11 protein-coding genes are annotated in these 17,348 nt (G+C 47.4%); 5 read left to right on the forward strand and 6 right to left on the reverse strand.

The window, feature by feature from the left end; genetic code table 11:
* The first annotated feature begins 124 nt into the window (after positions 1 to 124).
* Together Q4563_RS11245 and Q4563_RS11250 are read left to right on the forward strand one after the other, a co-directional pair.
* Complete coding sequence (locus Q4563_RS11245) at positions 125 to 2,521, forward strand: glycosyl hydrolase family 18 protein (protein ID WP_215976559.1); 2,397 nt, start codon at positions 125 to 127, stop codon at positions 2,519 to 2,521.
* 278 nt (positions 2,522 to 2,799) lie between these two features.
* Positions 2,800 to 3,201, forward strand: coding sequence for a ubiquitin-like protein (locus Q4563_RS11250; RefSeq protein ID WP_303604588.1), 402 nt, complete (start codon positions 2,800 to 2,802; stop codon positions 3,199 to 3,201).
* Between the two features lie 117 nt (positions 3,202 to 3,318).
* Here the strand turns inward: Q4563_RS11250 and Q4563_RS11255 are convergent, their stop codons facing one another.
* Together Q4563_RS11255 and Q4563_RS11260 are read right to left on the reverse strand one after the other, a co-directional pair.
* Positions 3,319 to 3,981: a hypothetical protein gene (locus Q4563_RS11255; protein ID WP_303604553.1), complete on the reverse strand. Its 663-nt coding sequence runs from the start codon at positions 3,979 to 3,981 to the stop codon at positions 3,319 to 3,321.
* Positions 3,982 to 4,196: 215 nt separating this feature from the next.
* Entirely contained in the window at positions 4,197 to 4,943 is a 747-nt protein-coding gene (locus tag Q4563_RS11260; protein ID WP_303604554.1) for a hypothetical protein, read from the reverse strand.
* Between the two features lie 476 nt (positions 4,944 to 5,419).
* On the opposite strand from Q4563_RS11260, the gene Q4563_RS11265 reads away from it, so the two are divergent.
* Positions 5,420 to 5,662, forward strand: coding sequence for a TIGR02647 family protein (locus Q4563_RS11265; RefSeq protein ID WP_303604555.1), 243 nt, complete (start codon positions 5,420 to 5,422; stop codon positions 5,660 to 5,662).
* Positions 5,663 to 5,899: 237 nt separating this feature from the next.
* Here Q4563_RS11265 and sodC read toward each other — a convergent pair whose 3' ends face one another.
* A complete protein-coding gene (sodC, locus tag Q4563_RS11270) occupies positions 5,900 to 6,418 on the reverse strand; it encodes a superoxide dismutase [Cu-Zn] SodC (RefSeq protein WP_303604556.1) in 519 nt (172 codons plus the stop codon).
* 555 nt (positions 6,419 to 6,973) lie between these two features.
* On the opposite strand from sodC, the gene Q4563_RS11275 reads away from it, so the two are divergent.
* A complete protein-coding gene (locus tag Q4563_RS11275; protein ID WP_303604557.1) occupies positions 6,974 to 8,974 on the forward strand; it encodes an Ig-like domain-containing protein in 2,001 nt (666 codons plus the stop codon).
* 183 nt (positions 8,975 to 9,157) lie between these two features.
* On the opposite strand, the gene Q4563_RS11280 is transcribed toward Q4563_RS11275, so the two are convergent.
* The 3 genes from Q4563_RS11280 to Q4563_RS11290 form a co-directional block, all read right to left on the reverse strand.
* Positions 9,158 to 11,032, reverse strand: coding sequence for a cellulase family glycosylhydrolase (locus Q4563_RS11280; protein ID WP_303604558.1), 1,875 nt, complete (start codon positions 11,030 to 11,032; stop codon positions 9,158 to 9,160).
* Positions 11,033 to 12,146: 1,114 nt separating this feature from the next.
* Complete coding sequence (locus tag Q4563_RS11285; RefSeq protein WP_303604559.1) at positions 12,147 to 14,672, reverse strand: EAL domain-containing protein; 2,526 nt, start codon at positions 14,670 to 14,672, stop codon at positions 12,147 to 12,149.
* A 322-nt stretch (positions 14,673 to 14,994) separates the two neighbouring features.
* Positions 14,995 to 16,053 (reverse strand): hypothetical protein, encoded by a 1,059-nt coding sequence (locus Q4563_RS11290; protein ID WP_303604560.1) that lies wholly within the window; start codon positions 16,051 to 16,053, stop codon positions 14,995 to 14,997.
* Between the two features lie 342 nt (positions 16,054 to 16,395).
* On the opposite strand from Q4563_RS11290, the gene Q4563_RS11295 reads away from it, so the two are divergent.
* Positions 16,396 to 16,938 (forward strand): hypothetical protein, encoded by a 543-nt coding sequence (locus Q4563_RS11295; RefSeq protein WP_303604561.1) that lies wholly within the window; start codon positions 16,396 to 16,398, stop codon positions 16,936 to 16,938.
* The last annotated feature ends 410 nt before the right edge of the window (positions 16,939 to 17,348 follow it).

Consider the following 17,348-nt stretch of genomic DNA (forward strand, 5'->3'; position numbering starts at 1 on the left):
ACAAACCAAAGGCGCACACCGGATACCCCGTGAGCTTTTGGTTGTGTGGTCGTGTCTGGCAAGCTCTCCGGCAGCCTGGCTCGGCCCGTCATAATGAATTAATAACAATATCGAGGAAACTAGCATGCGAACAATTAGCGTGATTTGCCTAGGTGCAGCCTCCGTTTTTGCGGTGCAGGCTTCACAGGCGGCAGACTGCTCAAGCCTGAGTACGTGGGATAGCAGTGTCGCCTATACCGGTGGCAATCAAGTCCAATACAGCGGCAGCGCCTACCAGGCCAACTGGTGGAGTCAGGGTGATGACCCGGCGCAGAATTCCGGCCAATACCAAACCTGGAGCCTAGTGGGGGCCTGTGATGATGGCGGCGACACAGGCGGTGGTGACGATAGCAACCTTGCACCTAGCGCCGATGCGGGCGGCCCTTACAGTGCCGCGCTGGGTAATGCGATAGCATTTGATAGCACAGCCTCCAGCGATAGTGATGGCTATATCGCCACCTACAGTTGGGACTTTGGCGATGGCAATAGCAGCACTCAGGCTAGCCCCTCACACAACTATGCAGCTGCAGGCAGCTACAGTGTCTCCTTGACCATTACCGACAATGATGGCGTTAGTGCCAGTGCGAACGCAGTGGCTACCGTGACTGAAGACTCTACCGGAGGTGGTGACGACTGTAATGGTCAGGCCTATCAGGCGGGTACCGCATACAATGCGGGCGATGCAGTGATTAATGCAGGTCACACCTACACCTGTGATGTTGCCGGGTGGTGTTCATCCAGCAGCGCTTGGGCCTATGAGCCTGGCGTGGGAAGCTACTGGCAGTCAGCTTGGAGCGATGAGGGTCAGTGTTCGGGTGATGGCACCCCGGCCAATCAAGCGCCCAGTGCCGATGCCGGTGGCCCCTACTCGGGCACCGTAGACACGGCCATTAGCTTTGCTGGAACGGGTACCGACGCAGACGGCAGTATTGCCAGCTACAGTTGGACCTTTGGCGATGGTGCCACAGCCAGCGGTGCCAGCGCGGCGCACAGTTACACCAGTGCCGGTACCTATCAGGTTAGCTTAACGGTAACCGATGATGACGGTGCAACCGCTACCGCCAGCACACAAGTGGAAGTGGTTGCGGCGGATCAAAATCAGGCTCCGGTGGCCCAGTTAAACGGTCCGTTCAACGTCGACGCCAATGTGAGTATCGACTTTAGCAGCACCGGCTCTTATGACGCCGATGGCAGCATCGTTAGCTTCGCATGGGATTTTGGTGACGGTAACACTAGCACCCTAGCCAACCCCAGCCACAGCTACAGTGCCGACGGTAGCTACACCATTTCTCTTACGGTAACTGACGATGAAGGCGCCACCGATAGCGCGGTCACCAGCGCTAACGTAGGCGAAAGCAGCGGCGGCACTGGCGGTGATAAGGTCGTTGGTTACTTTGTCGAGTGGGGTATTTACGGTCGTAATTATCACATTAAAAATATTGAAACCAGTGGCAGCGCAGATAAACTGACCCACCTGGTTTACGCGTTTGGTAATGTGCAGAACGGTCAGTGTGTAATGGACGACTCCTACGCAGCTATCGATAAAGCCTACGATGCACAAACCAGTGTAGATGGTGTTGCAGACTCTTGGAACTCCGACGATGTGCGCGGTAACTTTGGTCAGATTAAACGCTTAAAACAAATGCACCCTAACCTAAAAGTGGTGTGGTCGTTCGGTGGTTGGACCTACTCCAGTGGGTTTGGTCAGGCGTCGCAAAACCCTGAGCAGTTTGCAAAATCGTGCTACGACCTAGTCTTTGATCCACGCTGGGAAGGTGTCTTTGACGGTATCGATATCGATTGGGAATATCCCAACTCTTGCGGTTTAGAATGTGACACCAGTGGCTTTGATGCCTACCGTGAGCTATTGGCGGCCCTGCGCGCTGAGTTTGGTGATGATAAATTGGTCACCTCTGCCATCGGCGCCGGTGAGGCCAAGCTGCTCGCTGCAGACTACGGTGGCGCAGCTCAGTATCTAGACTTCTACATGCTGATGACCTATGACTTCTTTGGCGCCTGGACTGCCGAAGGACCTACTGCACCGCACTCCGCACTCTACACCTACGATGGTATTCCCCTGGAAGGTTTCACCAGCAACAACGGTGTACAAACCTTGAAGAGTTTGGGTGTGCCATCAGAAAAAATCCTGCTTGGGATTGGTTTTTATGGTCGCGGTTGGACTGGTGTTACTCAGTCAGCACCTGGTGGTACAGCAACAGGACCTGCCAATGGCACCTACGAAGACGGTATTGAAGACTATAAAGTCCTGAAAAATACCTGCGCTTCAACGGGTACCTTTGCCGGCACCGCCTACGCACATTGTGGTAACAACTGGTGGAGCTACGATACCCCGTCAACCATCATTAATAAGATGAATTACGCTGACCAACAAGGTCTGGGTGGCGCCTTCTTTTGGGAGCTGTCAGGTGACACCACTGACGGTGAGCTAATCGAAGCCATCGATACCGGCCTGGGTAACTAACATGACCCGTTAAAGTATAAGCGTTTACATCAGACGTATAAGCGGCCCTTTGGGGCCGCTTTTTTTATGAGAGTTAGCTACAGCTTTATGTATTAATGGCCGCATACGCGACACGATTGATGCATTGGGCTGCTTATGGCCCGATAGGCCGGAAAAGGGCAATTGTAATTTATAATTACTCGTGGCACAATTTTCAACGTATGGGGTGGCTTATACAACATTTGTATTCGTAGATTACCAGCCCGATTTCTTAACGAATCGCTTGAGGTGTTAGCTTGATGCTATCAAAGTCGATGGGCTGTGTTTCCGTCAAAGTCGTATGTGTATTATTAAGTCTATTTCTATCAGTCAATGCCATGGCAATGCAGATTTTTGTGCGCGATGAGTCCGGCAAAACATTTACTTTAGATGTTGAAGCTAACGATACTATTGAGAGTGTAAAGTCAAAAATTCAGGAAAGAGAAAGTCATTTACCCGAGCAACAGCAATTGATTTTCGCCGGGGTTGAGCTGGAAGATGACAGAACACTGGGTGATTATAATATTCAAAAGGAATCAACCCTGAATTTGATTGTGCGAGGTGAGACTACCGCATTGCCAGTTGGTTCTCCGTTATTTTATATTTTACTCGCCGGGCTTATGAGCTTAGTTGGGTTTCGCTGCTACCGTACGAATCCATAAATAAAACCTCCGATTTTGTGAATTTCAGAAGCCTGTTATTGGGCAACTCTTTAGCTCGTCCGGGAAATGTCCTAGCACCTCACCGATAATATCTACTGTCAATGACTTGCTCGGTTGTTAACGAGAGTCGGGGCCCCAAAGGGGTTCGGTGATCCAGCGAGGGTGGCTGCTCGAAAGCACAAAGGCGGTGATAATATGAATATAAGACCAAAAATAAAACTGGCTGGTATAGAGTGTGGTAAAACCGAAATGCCCTGCCAGGCCTATAGGCGACATAAGCAAAAATAATCCGGTAATGGACGTGGAAAATACTACATAGCGGCCTAGTTCAGCTTTGCTGATGGCCCAAAGCTTGGGCATAGGAATAAATGCCCACAAAATAAAATGAAACAGCACCAGCTGAAGAAAATTAATATTAACAAAAATCGATAAACCCACCGCGAGTACAGAGAGGGCTTCCACCTGGTGTTGGCTCCAGGGGCTAGCAGTCCGGGGTTGGCGGTTTAGGCTATACAGATAATAAATAACGGTCAGTGCCAAACCGGTACCCAGCACTTCTATCGACAAAGTGTGAAACGATAGACTGGTGCGCAAAATTATTAAATAACAGAGAAGGTGTAAAAGCGCTCGCACCGGCGCCAGTGCTTTGGCTGCTGCAGGGCTTTCAGTACGTTTGCCGTAAGCCTCATTAAGTGCGTGATGGATTCCAAACAGAATGATTAAAGAGAAGCCGGATTCGAACAATAGGACTCCCAGCCCCAAGGTTGTTACACCTAGCATAACTGCCCCTGGGCGGCGTACCAGGTTAGATATACGCTGCCGAGAGTAGTAGTAGCCAAGTGCATAGTGACCCAAGCCTATGGCGAAAACCAGTGGCAGCCAGTAGCCTGTGCCAGAGAGCGTCGAGGCAGCTAAAGCGGTGAGGGCCGCAGCTGCCAAACGTATGGCGGTAGGTAAATAAAGCACGGTTAGTTTAGTGAGTTAACCCGTCTCAGTTATGAGCGCACTTTGCGGCGCTGAGATGCCACACCAATAAGAGACAGCAGTACAGCCATAATACCCAAACCCACCGGGCCGAAAATTGGCAGAGCGGAAACAAACCCACAGCTGGCACTCATCACAGAGGTAAACTCTGCAGGCAAGGGGGCATCGTCATCGGCTCCTGCACAGCCGATTTCTACGATAGAGCTTCCGTCTTCCAAAATGGTATAACTGGCCAGTACCATGGTGAGGTCAGCTGTTGAAGCGGTCACACCGTCGATAGAAAAGCTTATTTCACCGGTATCCGAAGGAATCAAGCCCGAATTCGCCGGGCTAATATAGTAGAACTCCTGATCCGGGTTAGACAGCAGGTCGCTGAAAAGGCAGTTATTGTTAACAGAGTCGTAAGCGGCAAACGCGCTCTCCATATTTGCCAAGCCTATGAAGGGAGGAACAGACTCGGTAGGAATACTAACTCCGTTGACTGTTCCGGAATAGCTTCCCGAGGCGGGGCTCCAACCGCTTTGGCCATTCACAGCAAAGATAACCCCCTCCCCTAAAATATCATCTTCAACGCTGCCTGGGAGGCCATCTTTAGCATCATCAATAAACAAATAGTTATGAGTTGCGTTTACCAAAAGCTCACTTTCTGTTTGTTGGCAGGACAGGCCAGTTAAATTGCAGCCGCTGGCCATAAGTGCCAGAGCCATAACAGTGCCAGCGCTCCAGCGAGATAAAGGTGAATGGCTGAGTTGAGTCATCCTGATAATCCTTTTTGTTTCAATGGCTGCAAGATTAGAGTGGCTACTGACCCTGTCAGTACGAATAGTGAACTATTATACACAAGAAAAATGGCTTAAAGATTACTCACCTATCTTTTAGCGTTAATTAAGAGGCGATTAAAATTATCTATGCTGATATTGCCGGGCCGCTACTGATTCTTAGGCGGGATAACCAATCCCACTGTTTGCCTGATTGATACTGTATTGGCAGTAATTAGGGGTGTTTTTAAGGCACTATGGCAGTCACCCCGAGAAGGGCCGTAAGTTCAAAATATTGATTATGCTTAAGACTCTTTTTGTAATGGGCAGGCTTGATAGCGAGCTTGGCATTAATAGTGACGAAATAGGCTGCAATTTATTAGCAAAACCAAGTAGAGTCGGTTTATGCTAGCCTTACTAAGGAGGGCTCTTCCCGGCGGAGGGGCGCCTACCCATACAACAATAAGAGATGCCTTATGCCATTTTCCCAAGAACAGCTCAACGAACTTAACCTACTCGCGCTATTTCACTCATCGTCTTCGCAAGAAGGCATTAAAGTGCATAAACATTCTGCCGATCCCGCAACCGTAGCCGCAGCCGAACGACTCTATACAAGGGGGCTTGTAACCCAGCCCGACGGTGGTTATCTCACGCCTTTGGGTAGTGAAATCACCGAGCAAGTGCACAAGTTACAGTCGGTGCTTAACAGTAAACCTTAGATGTACACCGCGGGCAGAGCCACGGCTTGTATGAGGGGCGTTGGGTTCGATGGCCTTGCCGGTGGAGTGAGGTAAAAGACGCGGAGCCGAGTGAAGCTCGCTAGGCTCGTTAAGTCTTTTGGAAAGTTTTAAGCCAGAGCGTTTTAGTCTGTACATTATAGTATGCAATATACATAATTAATCTAGCCGTCTCGGGAAGGCACCAGCTTTGCCGGTGCCTGTTTGCGCTTGTCACAGTTAATCGATAACGCCACAGGCGACACGTTTACCGCCGCCCCCTAATTTTTGGGGCGTATCAGAGTAATTATCGCCACCGCGGTGAATAATCAACGCTTTTTCATCTAAATCGCTCAGCTGCAGTCGTGGTGCCAGAACTGCGCTTGTGGCTTCGCCGCTTTGGGATACATACAAGGCGGGCAAGTCACCTAAATGGCCTTCACCCCAAGGGGCGCCGTGCTTATCGATATTAATGGGGTCGTAATGGCCGCCCGCTGCACCGCCGGGTGTGCCATCTTCACTGGGCTCACAACTGCCGTTGCTGTGCAAATGAAAGCCGTGAACGCCCGGTGCCAGCCCCGATAATTCGGGCTTAAACACAATACCGTACTGATTGTGCTGGATGTACATTTCACCCAAAGCTTGTGAGGTTCCTTTGGCGTCAAGGCTATACATGGTGATCGATGCAGTCTCGGTCGCGGCTTGGCTGACGATTGCCGAGCAACACGCGGCGGTTAACAATGTCTTTAAGGGCAACATAGTGGTCTCCTTTTGACTGAAAATAATATGTACATAGAAAATGCACACAGACAATGTCAATCAAGCAACGTCGGTGCCAGTGTTGTAAAGGCTAGCCGTAACCTACCAAGGCCCAGTAAGAGGGCGATACAGAAGTTTTTTCAGATAGAAGGGCGGGGAATAATCGAAGTTTTAAACTAGGATTTTGTAATTAACGCAAAACAAAGTAAGTAGAACACAACAGTCAATCGTAAGTGGTCTAATCCGGCGGTGTAGGCAGGTAGTTAAAGAACAAAAAGTAAAGTCTAAGGATTGTGGCTAATCTTTAAATCTGCCAAAATCTTGTCGCCTCTAATGTGCCAGTTAGGGCGGTAAGATAATAAGAGCGTGCACAAGGTAACGTTAACCCTCTTCTATCGTATCGTCAAAGCACTCTCGGAATTTTTGACTCGGAACCTTTTGGACACTGTACTTGCAAGTGAATTGTAAGACCAGCACCAATGGTTTGTCTATTTTAGGCTCCGAATAACTAGGCTCACTGAGTTGTTTTGATGCAAACAAGGAAAATGCTCTTACATGAAATCTACATCGATTGCCCTTACATTAATATGCGCCTTAGTGTTTTGTCTGTTCAACCCGGCTCAGGCTTTTCAAAGCAACATCGGAAGCGCAGAACAGCTTGGTCCGTCAGCTAATGTTTGTTTTGAGGCCCGCTGGGGTGCCTCGGGTAACACCCGTATCCAGCATCAGGCAAACAATAGCCAATTAGTCGCAGGTGAGTTTTGGTTAGCAAATACAGATACCATTATGCCAGGGTCCACGGTGACAGTAGCTTCGATTGAAAGCTGTGGCTATACAGCTCCGGTTATTATTAGCCAAGTCGGCCCAACGGGCGCCACTTATGCCGCGGATGATTATATTGGCATTATTTGGCGCGCTAGTGAGTTGGGTGGTGCTGACGTTTATCAGTATGAATTTGCTATTACGGGCGCTGTAACCACAAGTGCTCTGAATACGAGAACGCTGATGGGCACGCGTCCAACGGTGGGGGTCACATCCAGCTCGGCGGCGGTGGCTGCAGGTGACACTGCGACAATCACCTTTACTATTGATCAACCGGTCACACTGGCAAATGCCGCAGCTATCAGCGTTAGCGGGGGAACGTTAAGCAGCGTGACGGGTTCAGGCACAAGCTACAGTGCGACTTTTACCCCTACGAACAACTCTAATGCAACGGCCCAAATATCCGTTGGCAACGGCGCCTTTGAAGTGAGCCCAGGGCAAACAAACCAGGATGCGGCCGACGCTAACAATACGGTGAGTATTGCCGTGGACACTTTGTCCCCGACCATAGCCATAGCGCCTTTTACCGGGCCTGCAAACGGCAACCAAACCGCGCTGATTACCCTATCGGAAAACAGTACCGATTTTACGCTCGCCGACTTAAGCCTAACCAACGCCAGCGCCACCTTGACCGGCTCGGACGCCAGTTACACCGCTGTGCTTACTCCTTTAAGCGATGGGTTAGTTACCCTATCGGTCGCGGCTAATACATTTAACGATGCGGCAGGTAACGACAACACTGCCTCCAATCAAGTATCGATGACTTATGATGGTACGCCGCCCAGCATAAGCATTGGGGCTTTTACCGGGCCTGCAAACGGCACCCAGACCGCGCTGATTACCCTATCGGAAAACAGTACCGATTTTACGCTCGCCGACTTAAGCCTAACCAACGCCAGCGCCACCTTGACCGGCTCGGGCGCCAGTTACACCGCTGTGCTTACTCCTTTAAGCGATGGGTTAGTTACCCTATCGGTCGCGGCTAATACATTTAACGATGCGGCAGATAACGACAACACTGCCTCCAATCAAGTATCGATGACTTATGATGGTACGCCGCCCAGCATAAGCATTGGGGCTTTTACCGGGCCTGCTAACGGCAACCAAACCGCGCTGATTACCCTATCGGAAAACAGTACCGATTTTACGCTCGCCGACTTAAGCCTAACCAACGCTAGCGCCACCTTGACCGGCTCGGGCGCCAGTTACACCGCTGTGCTTACTCCTTTAAGCGATGGGTTAGTTACCCTATCGGTCGCGGCTAATACATTTAACGATGCGGCAGGTAACGACAACACTGCCTCCAATCAAGTATCGATGACTTATGATGGTACGCCGCCCAGCATAAGCATTGGGACTTTTACCGGTCCCATTAACGGTGATCAAACTGCGGTTATTACTCTGTCCGAGTTAAGTACAGATTTTGAGGTAAGTGACCTGACGGTTACCAATGCAGCAGTTGATTTAACCGGGGCGGGTGCCAGCTACACCGCTGTGTTAACACCTTTAGCCAACGGTACCGTTACACTTTTAGTTGGAGCCGGTACCTTTAGTGATACGGTAGGTAATGTAAATGATGCAGCCTCAAATACAGTGAGCCGTGAAGTATATCCATTATCACTGGGATCAACACACTCACTTCCGGCCGGAAGCGGATTAACTTATTTATTATTAAGCGCGCTTATTTTGATATCTGGCTTAACTTATTTGTACTCTACACAAAGAGCTCGTTAGGTAATAAAGGGTTAGTTGCAATTTGCGGAATAAAAGGCGAGCTTTTAATTTTATATTGATCGCTCTCCTGAACAGCCTGTTGCTATTCTCGCAAAATCTGGTGTGATGAGTCTTGAAGTGTGTAGGATTTTAGCTTGAAAAAAACCGGGCACTGGGCCCGGTTATAGCTGCGATGGGGAGAGGTTAATTTTCGCCCCACAACTCAAACAGAAGGTTCCATTTGCGTTGCTCGAAACCGTCCCATGTGCCCCAGCCTGCTGGGTTAGATACGGGATCATAGGCGTGTTCGTATAAACCACCGGTGTCGCCCGATTCGGGGTTGGTCGACCAGTAGCAGCCATGGATATTCTTTTCTGCCATGTAGTCAACGAGGGCGCCCTGCCACTGCGCATCGACACCAGGCTCAATGTGATCCCAGCGCTCTTGATCGCGCAGCGGTGCACCCATTGGCCAATCCAGATAGCCACCAAATTCACCCACAATCATGGCGTAACCCTGATCGCGCAGATAGCCAAAGTGTTCTTGCCAACCCGGCTCAAGACGTGTTGAGTCAATCACAATATTACACTCAGCATCGCCTGCCGCATCGCCGTCCAGGTCCGCACATTCAGGCTGTGCTTGATCTAAGAAATGGTTCTGTACAAACACAGATGGACCGTAAGTATGCGGTGATAAAATCAAACGCTCTTTGGGGATATTGAGTGGATCATCCTGGAAGGGGTATAGGTTTTCACCCCAGTTAGGGTTGGTTTTTTCCGCGCCGTGAGGCACTTCCGTTCCATCACTCGTTTGGTTAGAGATGCCTTCTACCATGATCAAAACATCATCATTGACTTCACTAATGGCGGCGTAGGCGTTCTCAGCTAGAGTGCTCCATTCGTCCCAGGTGTAATCCCATGGTTCGTTGAAAATATCAATAGCCATAATATTATCCACACCAAGCTGTGCAGATAAACCAGCAATTTCACGTAAGTCGTCTAACCACATTTGCTCGTTATACTCATGTACGATCACGCCATCGTCATCAACCTGGCCGCACGAATAACCTTCGCGAGTATAGTCGTAGTGTTCACGGTCGCGATCGACGTAAGGCGGGGTGGCATCTAATCGACCCGCACGCCAGCCCACATAGTTTGAGCAGGAGTGAATATCGACAATAACCTCAATATTATTTTGATCGGCTTGAACGATAAAGTCTTCCAGTGCCTGACGCGCGTTATCTTGCTGAATTGATGCGGCATTTTTCAGTACACCCCCTTCGCGAATATCTCCAATACCTTGTGGGTCCGTTGGATCGAGTGTTTGCGGCGCAATAGGCAAGCGTATGGTATTAATGCCTTGGGCGGTAATCTCATCCATGGTTTGTTGAATATCGCGGCCGGAGTCTACCCACCACATGTTACCCACATACAACTCCATGGGCGCGCCATCGGGGTTGTCTGCAGCTGAAGGCGGTTCGTGTTGGCCCTCTAAGCCAAACCAAGACGAACATTTAACTGGAAACAGATCGCCATTTTTGGTGATATTACCAGTTTCGTCCACTCGGAAATTGCCATCACCTGATGGAGTGCTAGACGAAGAGCTAGAGCTAGAGGATGTAGACGAAGAGCTGCTTATAGAGCTACTCGATGAACTGCTGGAGCTGGATGAACTGCTGGAGCTGGATGAGCTGGAGTCGCCGCATACATCGCCGGTGACTATTGGTGTTTCAGCTGAGCTGCCATTAGTGTTGCCTTGAAATCCAAAGCTAACCGTTTGGCCCGGCGAAATCGTGCTGTTCCAGCTTAAGTTGGAAGCGGAATAAGGGTTGCTTCCGTTCATGTTGGCATTCCAACTATTGGTTAAAACATTGTTGGTGTATTGCCAGTTGACGTTCCAGCCATCAATAGGGGTACTGCCATTATTGGTAATATCAATGGTGCCGGTAAAGCCAGTCCCCCAGTCGTTGCTGACTGTATAACTGCAGCTGGCATTTTGGGCAGCTGCGCCATGAGACGCCGCGGCAATTGCCAAGCCAAGTAAAACCGCAGGTCCGCGGCGTTTTCTTGTAGTGATCATTATATTGCTCTCCATTACGGTAGAAACTTTTTATTTACACTGTGTATTGCTGACCAACTAACACATGCACGCAATCAGACGCGTTACTCTTAATCATCATTGGCAGCGTTTTTTACGAAAATGGCAGCGCTGTCATTGTGGCTAAAAATAAAACCCGCATAAATTATTATTTTTGATGATTTTGTCAGGCGCATATCAATGATCAGATAGTGCATCCTTGTCAAAAAAAACAAAAAACCTATTTTTCGGATTTCTGAAAGTCACCGATTAAATAGCTGGTGCTATAAATTGCATCAGCGATGCAATTGCTGAGAAGTATAGTGATGAAAAAAAATAACAAAACGGCATTACGTGCCCTCCTTAGCGACAGGAGTCACAAAAATAATTAACTCGCGGCGCATAAAACAAAGTTGTAAAAAAATATTTTCTATTTTTCTTTAGGGCGTTTATTGGAGTTACTGATGATTGGAATTATTAGAGTTAACTAAAAGCAATAAGAACAGGTTGGTTTAATTTCAATAAATAGAAAAAATTTTATAAATAAAGAATTGAATTCATTTTAAATTATTTCAGGCTTCTAAATAAAATTATTCTTTCGATCACTTTAACGTTACCATTTGTTTTGCTTCACAACTAATATGAGAACTGTACGGCTTTATAGATGAGACGTAGATGCTTTAGTTATATTTAATATCCAAAAATAGGATCATTAAGTTGGCAATAATTCTGTAGACGGTTGGTTATGTATATTATCGCGGTAATGTTTCTGGTCGTAAAAAGACCATAAATATAGCGTGTTTTAGTGGTGCCAATATAATTTTGGAATTATGTAAAAGGTTTTGACAAATAAAAAATCACTATCATTGTTTTTATCATATTTTAAATGGGAGGTACAAAGCGAATTAAGCTATAACGTGGTTCTATCTTCTATGCCACTTGGGTAAAGGTTTGTCTGCCTTGTATGTGACATTGCACACGTTTTGAAAGTTGTGAACAATGATATCTAATGAATCTTAGGGTGTTTTAATAGGTTACTTTGGTATCGGGGCTCTGTGCCCCCGTTGTATTGGAAATAAACTCATCAAGAGTCACGGAGGGGGCAAGGCGCGACTTTCTAAAATTGGCGTGGCCGGTTGATTTGCTCACGCATTAATTCAGAAAATTTTTCTGGAGACTTGGGTGGGCTAAAATAGAACCCCTGTGACTGGTCGCAATGATTCAGTCGTAAAAAGGTTTCTTGCTCCACGGTCTCTACCCCCTCAGCAATAACGGTTAAATTTAAGGTTCGTCCCATGGCGATAATAGCTTCGGCAATCGCTCGGTCTTCGGTATTTTGGGGAAGATCACATATAAAGGACCGATCAACTTTAAGGGTATCGATAGGGAAACGTTTAATTTTTGCAAGGGAGGAATAGCCAACCCCAAAGTCGTCAATAGCCAGGCGAACTCCAAGCCCTTTTATGGCCTGCAATATACGGATAGCACGCTCGGTGTCTTGCATCACCATACCTTCGGTTATTTCCATCTCTAGTAGTTCGGGCTGTAATCCCGATTCTTTGAGTGCCTGTGCAATATCATCAACGAGATGTCCGTCATATAGCTGTCGAACGGATAAGTTAACTGCCATGCCAATAGGAGCAAAGCCGTCTTTTTGCCATCTTCTTGCTTGCGTACAGGCCGTCTTAAGTACCCAGCGTCCAACGAGCACAATCAGGCCAGTTTCTTCAGCCAGTGGAATAAAATTGTCGGGTGGAATCACGCCATACTTCGGATGCTGCCAGCGTATAAGGGCTTCAACGCCGCAAATATCGCCCGTCTTAAGATCGCGTTTTGCTTGGTATTCCAAAAACAACTCATCGCGCTCTATTCCTAGGCGCAAGTTGTTCTCTAGAGTGAGTCGATCGAATGCCCGTGTGCTGATATCCGCCGAATAAAATTGATAGGTGTTTTTACCTTCGTCTTTCGCGCGATACATGGCGATATCGGCATTTTTCATTATGGATTGAGTATCTCTGGCGTCGCCGGGGTAAATTGATACGCCAATACTGGCGGTAACACGGCACTCTTGCCCAAGTATAGTTGCCGGGCTGGCAGTTGCATTAATTACTTTGCGAGCCACTTTAGCGACTTGTTCTGGATCGGTAATATCTTGTATTAAAATGGCGAACTCATCGCCCCCTAAGCGAGCGACAACATCACATGAGCGTAGGCTGGTCGAGAGACGAGATGACATCTCAACAAGTAGGGTATCGCCCGCATAGTGGCCGAGGGTATCGTTAATATTTTTAAAACGGTCTAAATCAATAAATAGCACAGCCAACTTTCGTCGGTTTCTCTGTGCGGAGTCAATGGCAAGGTCTAGTGTTTCAAAAAACATGGCTCGATTAGGCAAGTTGGTGAGACTGTCGTGAGTGGCCAGATACTGTGTATGTGCTTCGGCGGTTTTACGCTCGGTAATGTCGCAGCCGATGCCCCTGTAGCCATCAAATTTCCCGTCGTCGCCAAAATTAGGTAGACCGCTTAAGCTTAAATAGCGGTTGTTTCCTTCAGCATCGACGACTTGAAATTCAAAATTGCGAAAAGGTAAGTTCGAGCTGATGCATTTTTGATGTGAATTCCAATCGGAACTAAGTGCTTTGGCATGAGGCAGCTGTTGTAAGGTTTTACCGCGAACATCGTTGAGGCGGTAACCCGATTTATGATTTGGATCGGCCAGTTTAATGAAGGCAAAGTTTTTATCTTGCTCCCAATACCAATCGGAGGATAACTCTGTCAGGTTACGAAAGCGCTCTTGGCTCTCTTGTAATGCCAGCTCACTGGCTCGCCGCTCGGTAATGTCTCGGCCTATTCCAACTATACCGATAACCTTACCCGCACTGTTTCGCACAGGTACTTTGCTGGTCATTACCCAGCTTAATTGATTTTTTCCTTGGTTGAGATAGGGCTCTTCTAGGTGTACTGGCCTGCCGGTTTGAACTACCTTTTGCTCCGAGTCAAAAAAACTCTGAGCCATTTTATTGGGGAAAAATTCAAAATCAGTTTTGCCTAACAATTGTTCAATCGTGGTTCCCATGGCGTGAGCAATGGCCTGATTGGCCAGTAAAAAACGGCTTTGAGTATCTTTAACAAAAACATTATCGGGCAGTGAATCCACTAAGGTGCGCATTAAATTTCGTTCATGTGCTAACACATCGCTGAGCTTTTTTAACTCTTGGGTTCGTTCTTCAACCCGTTTTTCAAGTTCAATATTCAGCTTTTTAGCTTCTTCCTCGGCCTGTCTTCTGGCTGTTATATCGCGAGTTATCCCCATGATGCCGATAACTTTTCCGTTATCAGTGAGCGGGACTTTTGTGGTGGAGTGCCAGCGGGCCTGCCCTGTATCGGAATCCAAAACCAGCTCTTCTCGGTCGGTCAGGGGCTTGTTTGAAAGAATAACCGCTTGATCATCCTCGAAATACCCTTGTGCTAAATCCTTGGGGGAGAAGTCAAAGTCAGTTTTACCGATCATTTTATCGGCAGAGTCAACGCCTGACATCTGGAGGAGTTTTGCGTTGACGTAAAGAAAATGCCCTTCTAAGTCTTTAGCGTAGATTAAGTCGCGAGTATTGTCGCCTAGGGTGCGTAGTAGGGTGCGATCCATATAGACATGCTCGTCTGGGGCTTTTACCGTTGTTCAGTAAAGTATATAGGATAGTCAATAGAGAGCAACTTTGCCTGTAGAGCATGGGTGAAACTCACTCACCACCCTGCTAAAACCCGCTGTAGGTGGGAGTACAGCGGGTTCTGGTTAGCTTAATGAGCCCGAAGTATTAGAAGTTATATGGCGAAGTCGTTAAGCGGATACCAATGCACGAAAGTCGTACTACTTCCGCGCATTGGGCCCTGTGAGCCGTTATGTCGATTTTTGAGAATGTAATAATTAAGAATCAGCGAGCGACTTCACAGGTCAGCACTAGGGCTACTTAGTGTGGATACCCTGGGATTGGGATTGGGGTTGGGTTAATATAACCCGGCCCGGCAAAAGGGAAGCGCTCCTGATAAGACGGATAATCTTTTGCAATTTCAGACAAAGTGTTTGCGGCGTATAAGTTATAATATGGCCATGTATTGCTCACGGGTTGATGAAGGCTAGGTTTAAACGGGTTTACCATCGTGTGATATTGCGTTAAAGATGTCATTGTTGTTTTCAAATTATTGTCTGGAGACACGCGCAAATCGATAATCTCAAACGCCCAGCCGTTATTCATATTAGCCTGAGTTGTCATTTGTACAGTATCGTAGCCGGCGCTTTTGGCCAGATTAAAATTATCCTCATCCACCTGCCAGCCAGTGTCGTTGACGCGGCCATAAAAGTAATTGGTCTCATCAATCGCTGCATCAATAATCGCGTTTTGGGCCGTTTCAGTCGTTACACCATATTGGTCCACATACTTCGAGACTAAATCTCTGAAGAGCTTCTGACTGCCCGGCGGTGGTAGCTGGCCTCCGGTGTAGTAAGGCCAGTATGCTGTAGCGGGAGTATTCAGCGCCGTTGCAATCTGATCGTTGCTACAACCCAGTTTGCGCATTACATCTAATTTGTTGCGGGCCACAAGAGTTTTGCCAAGATCAACCGCAATGCCCGAGCCGGGAGCCAAATAGTAGTAGATACCCGCGCTACCGTTGTAGACATTCGAGTGGCATACCTCTACCCGGCTGCCGGATGCAAATCCTTTTACAAACTTGTTGTTGAGAGGGTTGGTAGGGTCATAAGGATTACGGCACCAAAAGCCTTGCGGGTTAATCACAGAGGGCCAATAAAGCTCGCCAATTTGGGGCAACTCGACCTGATTACGTGGAGAAATTTTCCCCGGAGGAATAACATCGATAGGTTGCGGGCTAAGTTGAAAGTAAAAGCTCAGGGAATTGAAAAATTCATTTACCGAAGCATCACTTATAGTGTCTAAATCAGACTGTGCGAGTGGGTATACATGCTTAAGGTAATCGCGAATGGACATAGTAGAACTGGTCATTTTTAACACTCCCTGTATAAATCAACTTATAGAAATCCTATAATAGGCGCGCAGCAAGAAACAAGTCAAAACCTACTTCAGCGCATCGTTCCAGTTCAGCCATGTTTGGCGGATAAATCCATAAATATAAACACCATTTAGGTTTTAAAAAACGAGCTGGATAGATACTTTCAATCAACTGGAGCACTTAAGCGTAGTCCATTCATAAAACAGATAACAATTAACAAAGATTCTGGTTCGGCTATTCAAGCTGAGTTTCTGGATTCATAAATTACCCCTAAATAGAGGTTCGTTTCGTGGGAAGAAGTACGATATGCTTCGCCCCTCATATTGATTTCAAGGAGATAAATGATGGAAAAAATTATCGCGTTGGTAGCCGGCCTTTTCGCCGTGAGTTGTTTGGCCGGCGAGGCGCCAAACTTTCGTACCAGTTATCAGAAGTCTTGTAGCGATCATCAGCAGGAGTTAGGGCTCAGTGCCGAAGCGGCCGAAGAACAATGCAATTGTATAAGTGATGTATTGGCTCAAGAAGCCAGTGTCGATGAGAAAAAAGTTTATCTATCGGGTAACTTCACTATACTCAATGCCGTTAATGATAGAAGTAAAGAGGCGCTGAAAAAGTGCCAGACAACAGCGACGGAAAAAGCACTAAAAGGCAATGCTAGCACCTACAGCTATGCTGTTTGTAAGCACTGGATTGGTACCACTAAACACACTTGTAAAAGAACTATTACGGGTGGTCATGCTTGGTGCTTTACTGGTAATGACAACCTAAATCCAGGCGATGTTTTGTGCAAGGATGCCCCTACCGAGAGTACTTGCTCGAAAGACACGGTGCAGTTTGGCATTATTCCTACCCTTCTGCCCAAAGATATTTGCACATTTAGTGGGTGACGCATAGCTTCGCCTTTGTGATTAGAGAGGGGGCTATTGTGGCGCCCCTGGTCGATCATAAAATAGGCTCTTGTTGAGGTGTTTCTGTCACTTGAATCAATCGGGAGATAGCGCCGTCCCACGGTGGCGCTTTAAACGCACTTGGTGCGCAGAGTTATTAAACCAATATTCAATTTCCAAAAGTATAAATTTGATATAAAAATATAGCCAATCAAGAAGGTGAAATAATAAAAATTAGTTTAAAGTTTTATCTAGTGAATGTTCTTATGGACTGCTAACACTAATTTATTGAATGGGTATATCGCTCAATAATTTTATTATATAACCAAGGAAATGAGGTTAATATTTATGAGCTACGTTATTTTTTAGCAAGTTTTTTCATCGGCACCTTCGGATTATGTACTGCAAAA

This window comes from Gilvimarinus sp. 1_MG-2023, from assembly GCF_030548285.1.

What these genes read in the sequence shown, in the direction of transcription:
- Q4563_RS11260 (WP_303604554.1), bottom strand. Translation starts at nt 4,943, where the DNA reads ATGACTCAACTCAGCCATTCACCTTTATCTCGCTGGAGCGCTGGCACT.
- Q4563_RS11295 (WP_303604561.1), top strand. Translation starts at nt 16,396, where the DNA reads ATGGAAAAAATTATCGCGTTGGTAGCCGGCCTTTTCGCCGTGAGTTGT.
- Q4563_RS11255 (WP_303604553.1), bottom strand. Translation starts at nt 3,981, where the DNA reads ATGCTAGGTGTAACAACCTTGGGGCTGGGAGTCCTATTGTTCGAATCC.
- Q4563_RS11285 (WP_303604559.1), bottom strand. Translation starts at nt 14,672, where the DNA reads ATGGATCGCACCCTACTACGCACCCTAGGCGACAATACTCGCGACTTA.
- Q4563_RS11245 (WP_215976559.1), top strand. Translation starts at nt 125, where the DNA reads ATGCGAACAATTAGCGTGATTTGCCTAGGTGCAGCCTCCGTTTTTGCG.
- sodC (WP_303604556.1), bottom strand. Translation starts at nt 6,418, where the DNA reads ATGTTGCCCTTAAAGACATTGTTAACCGCCGCGTGTTGCTCGGCAATC.
- Q4563_RS11280 (WP_303604558.1), bottom strand. Translation starts at nt 11,032, where the DNA reads ATGATCACTACAAGAAAACGCCGCGGACCTGCGGTTTTACTTGGCTTG.
- Q4563_RS11275 (WP_303604557.1), top strand. Translation starts at nt 6,974, where the DNA reads ATGAAATCTACATCGATTGCCCTTACATTAATATGCGCCTTAGTGTTT.
- Q4563_RS11265 (WP_303604555.1), top strand. Translation starts at nt 5,420, where the DNA reads ATGCCATTTTCCCAAGAACAGCTCAACGAACTTAACCTACTCGCGCTA.
- Q4563_RS11250 (WP_303604588.1), top strand. Translation starts at nt 2,800, where the DNA reads ATGCTATCAAAGTCGATGGGCTGTGTTTCCGTCAAAGTCGTATGTGTA.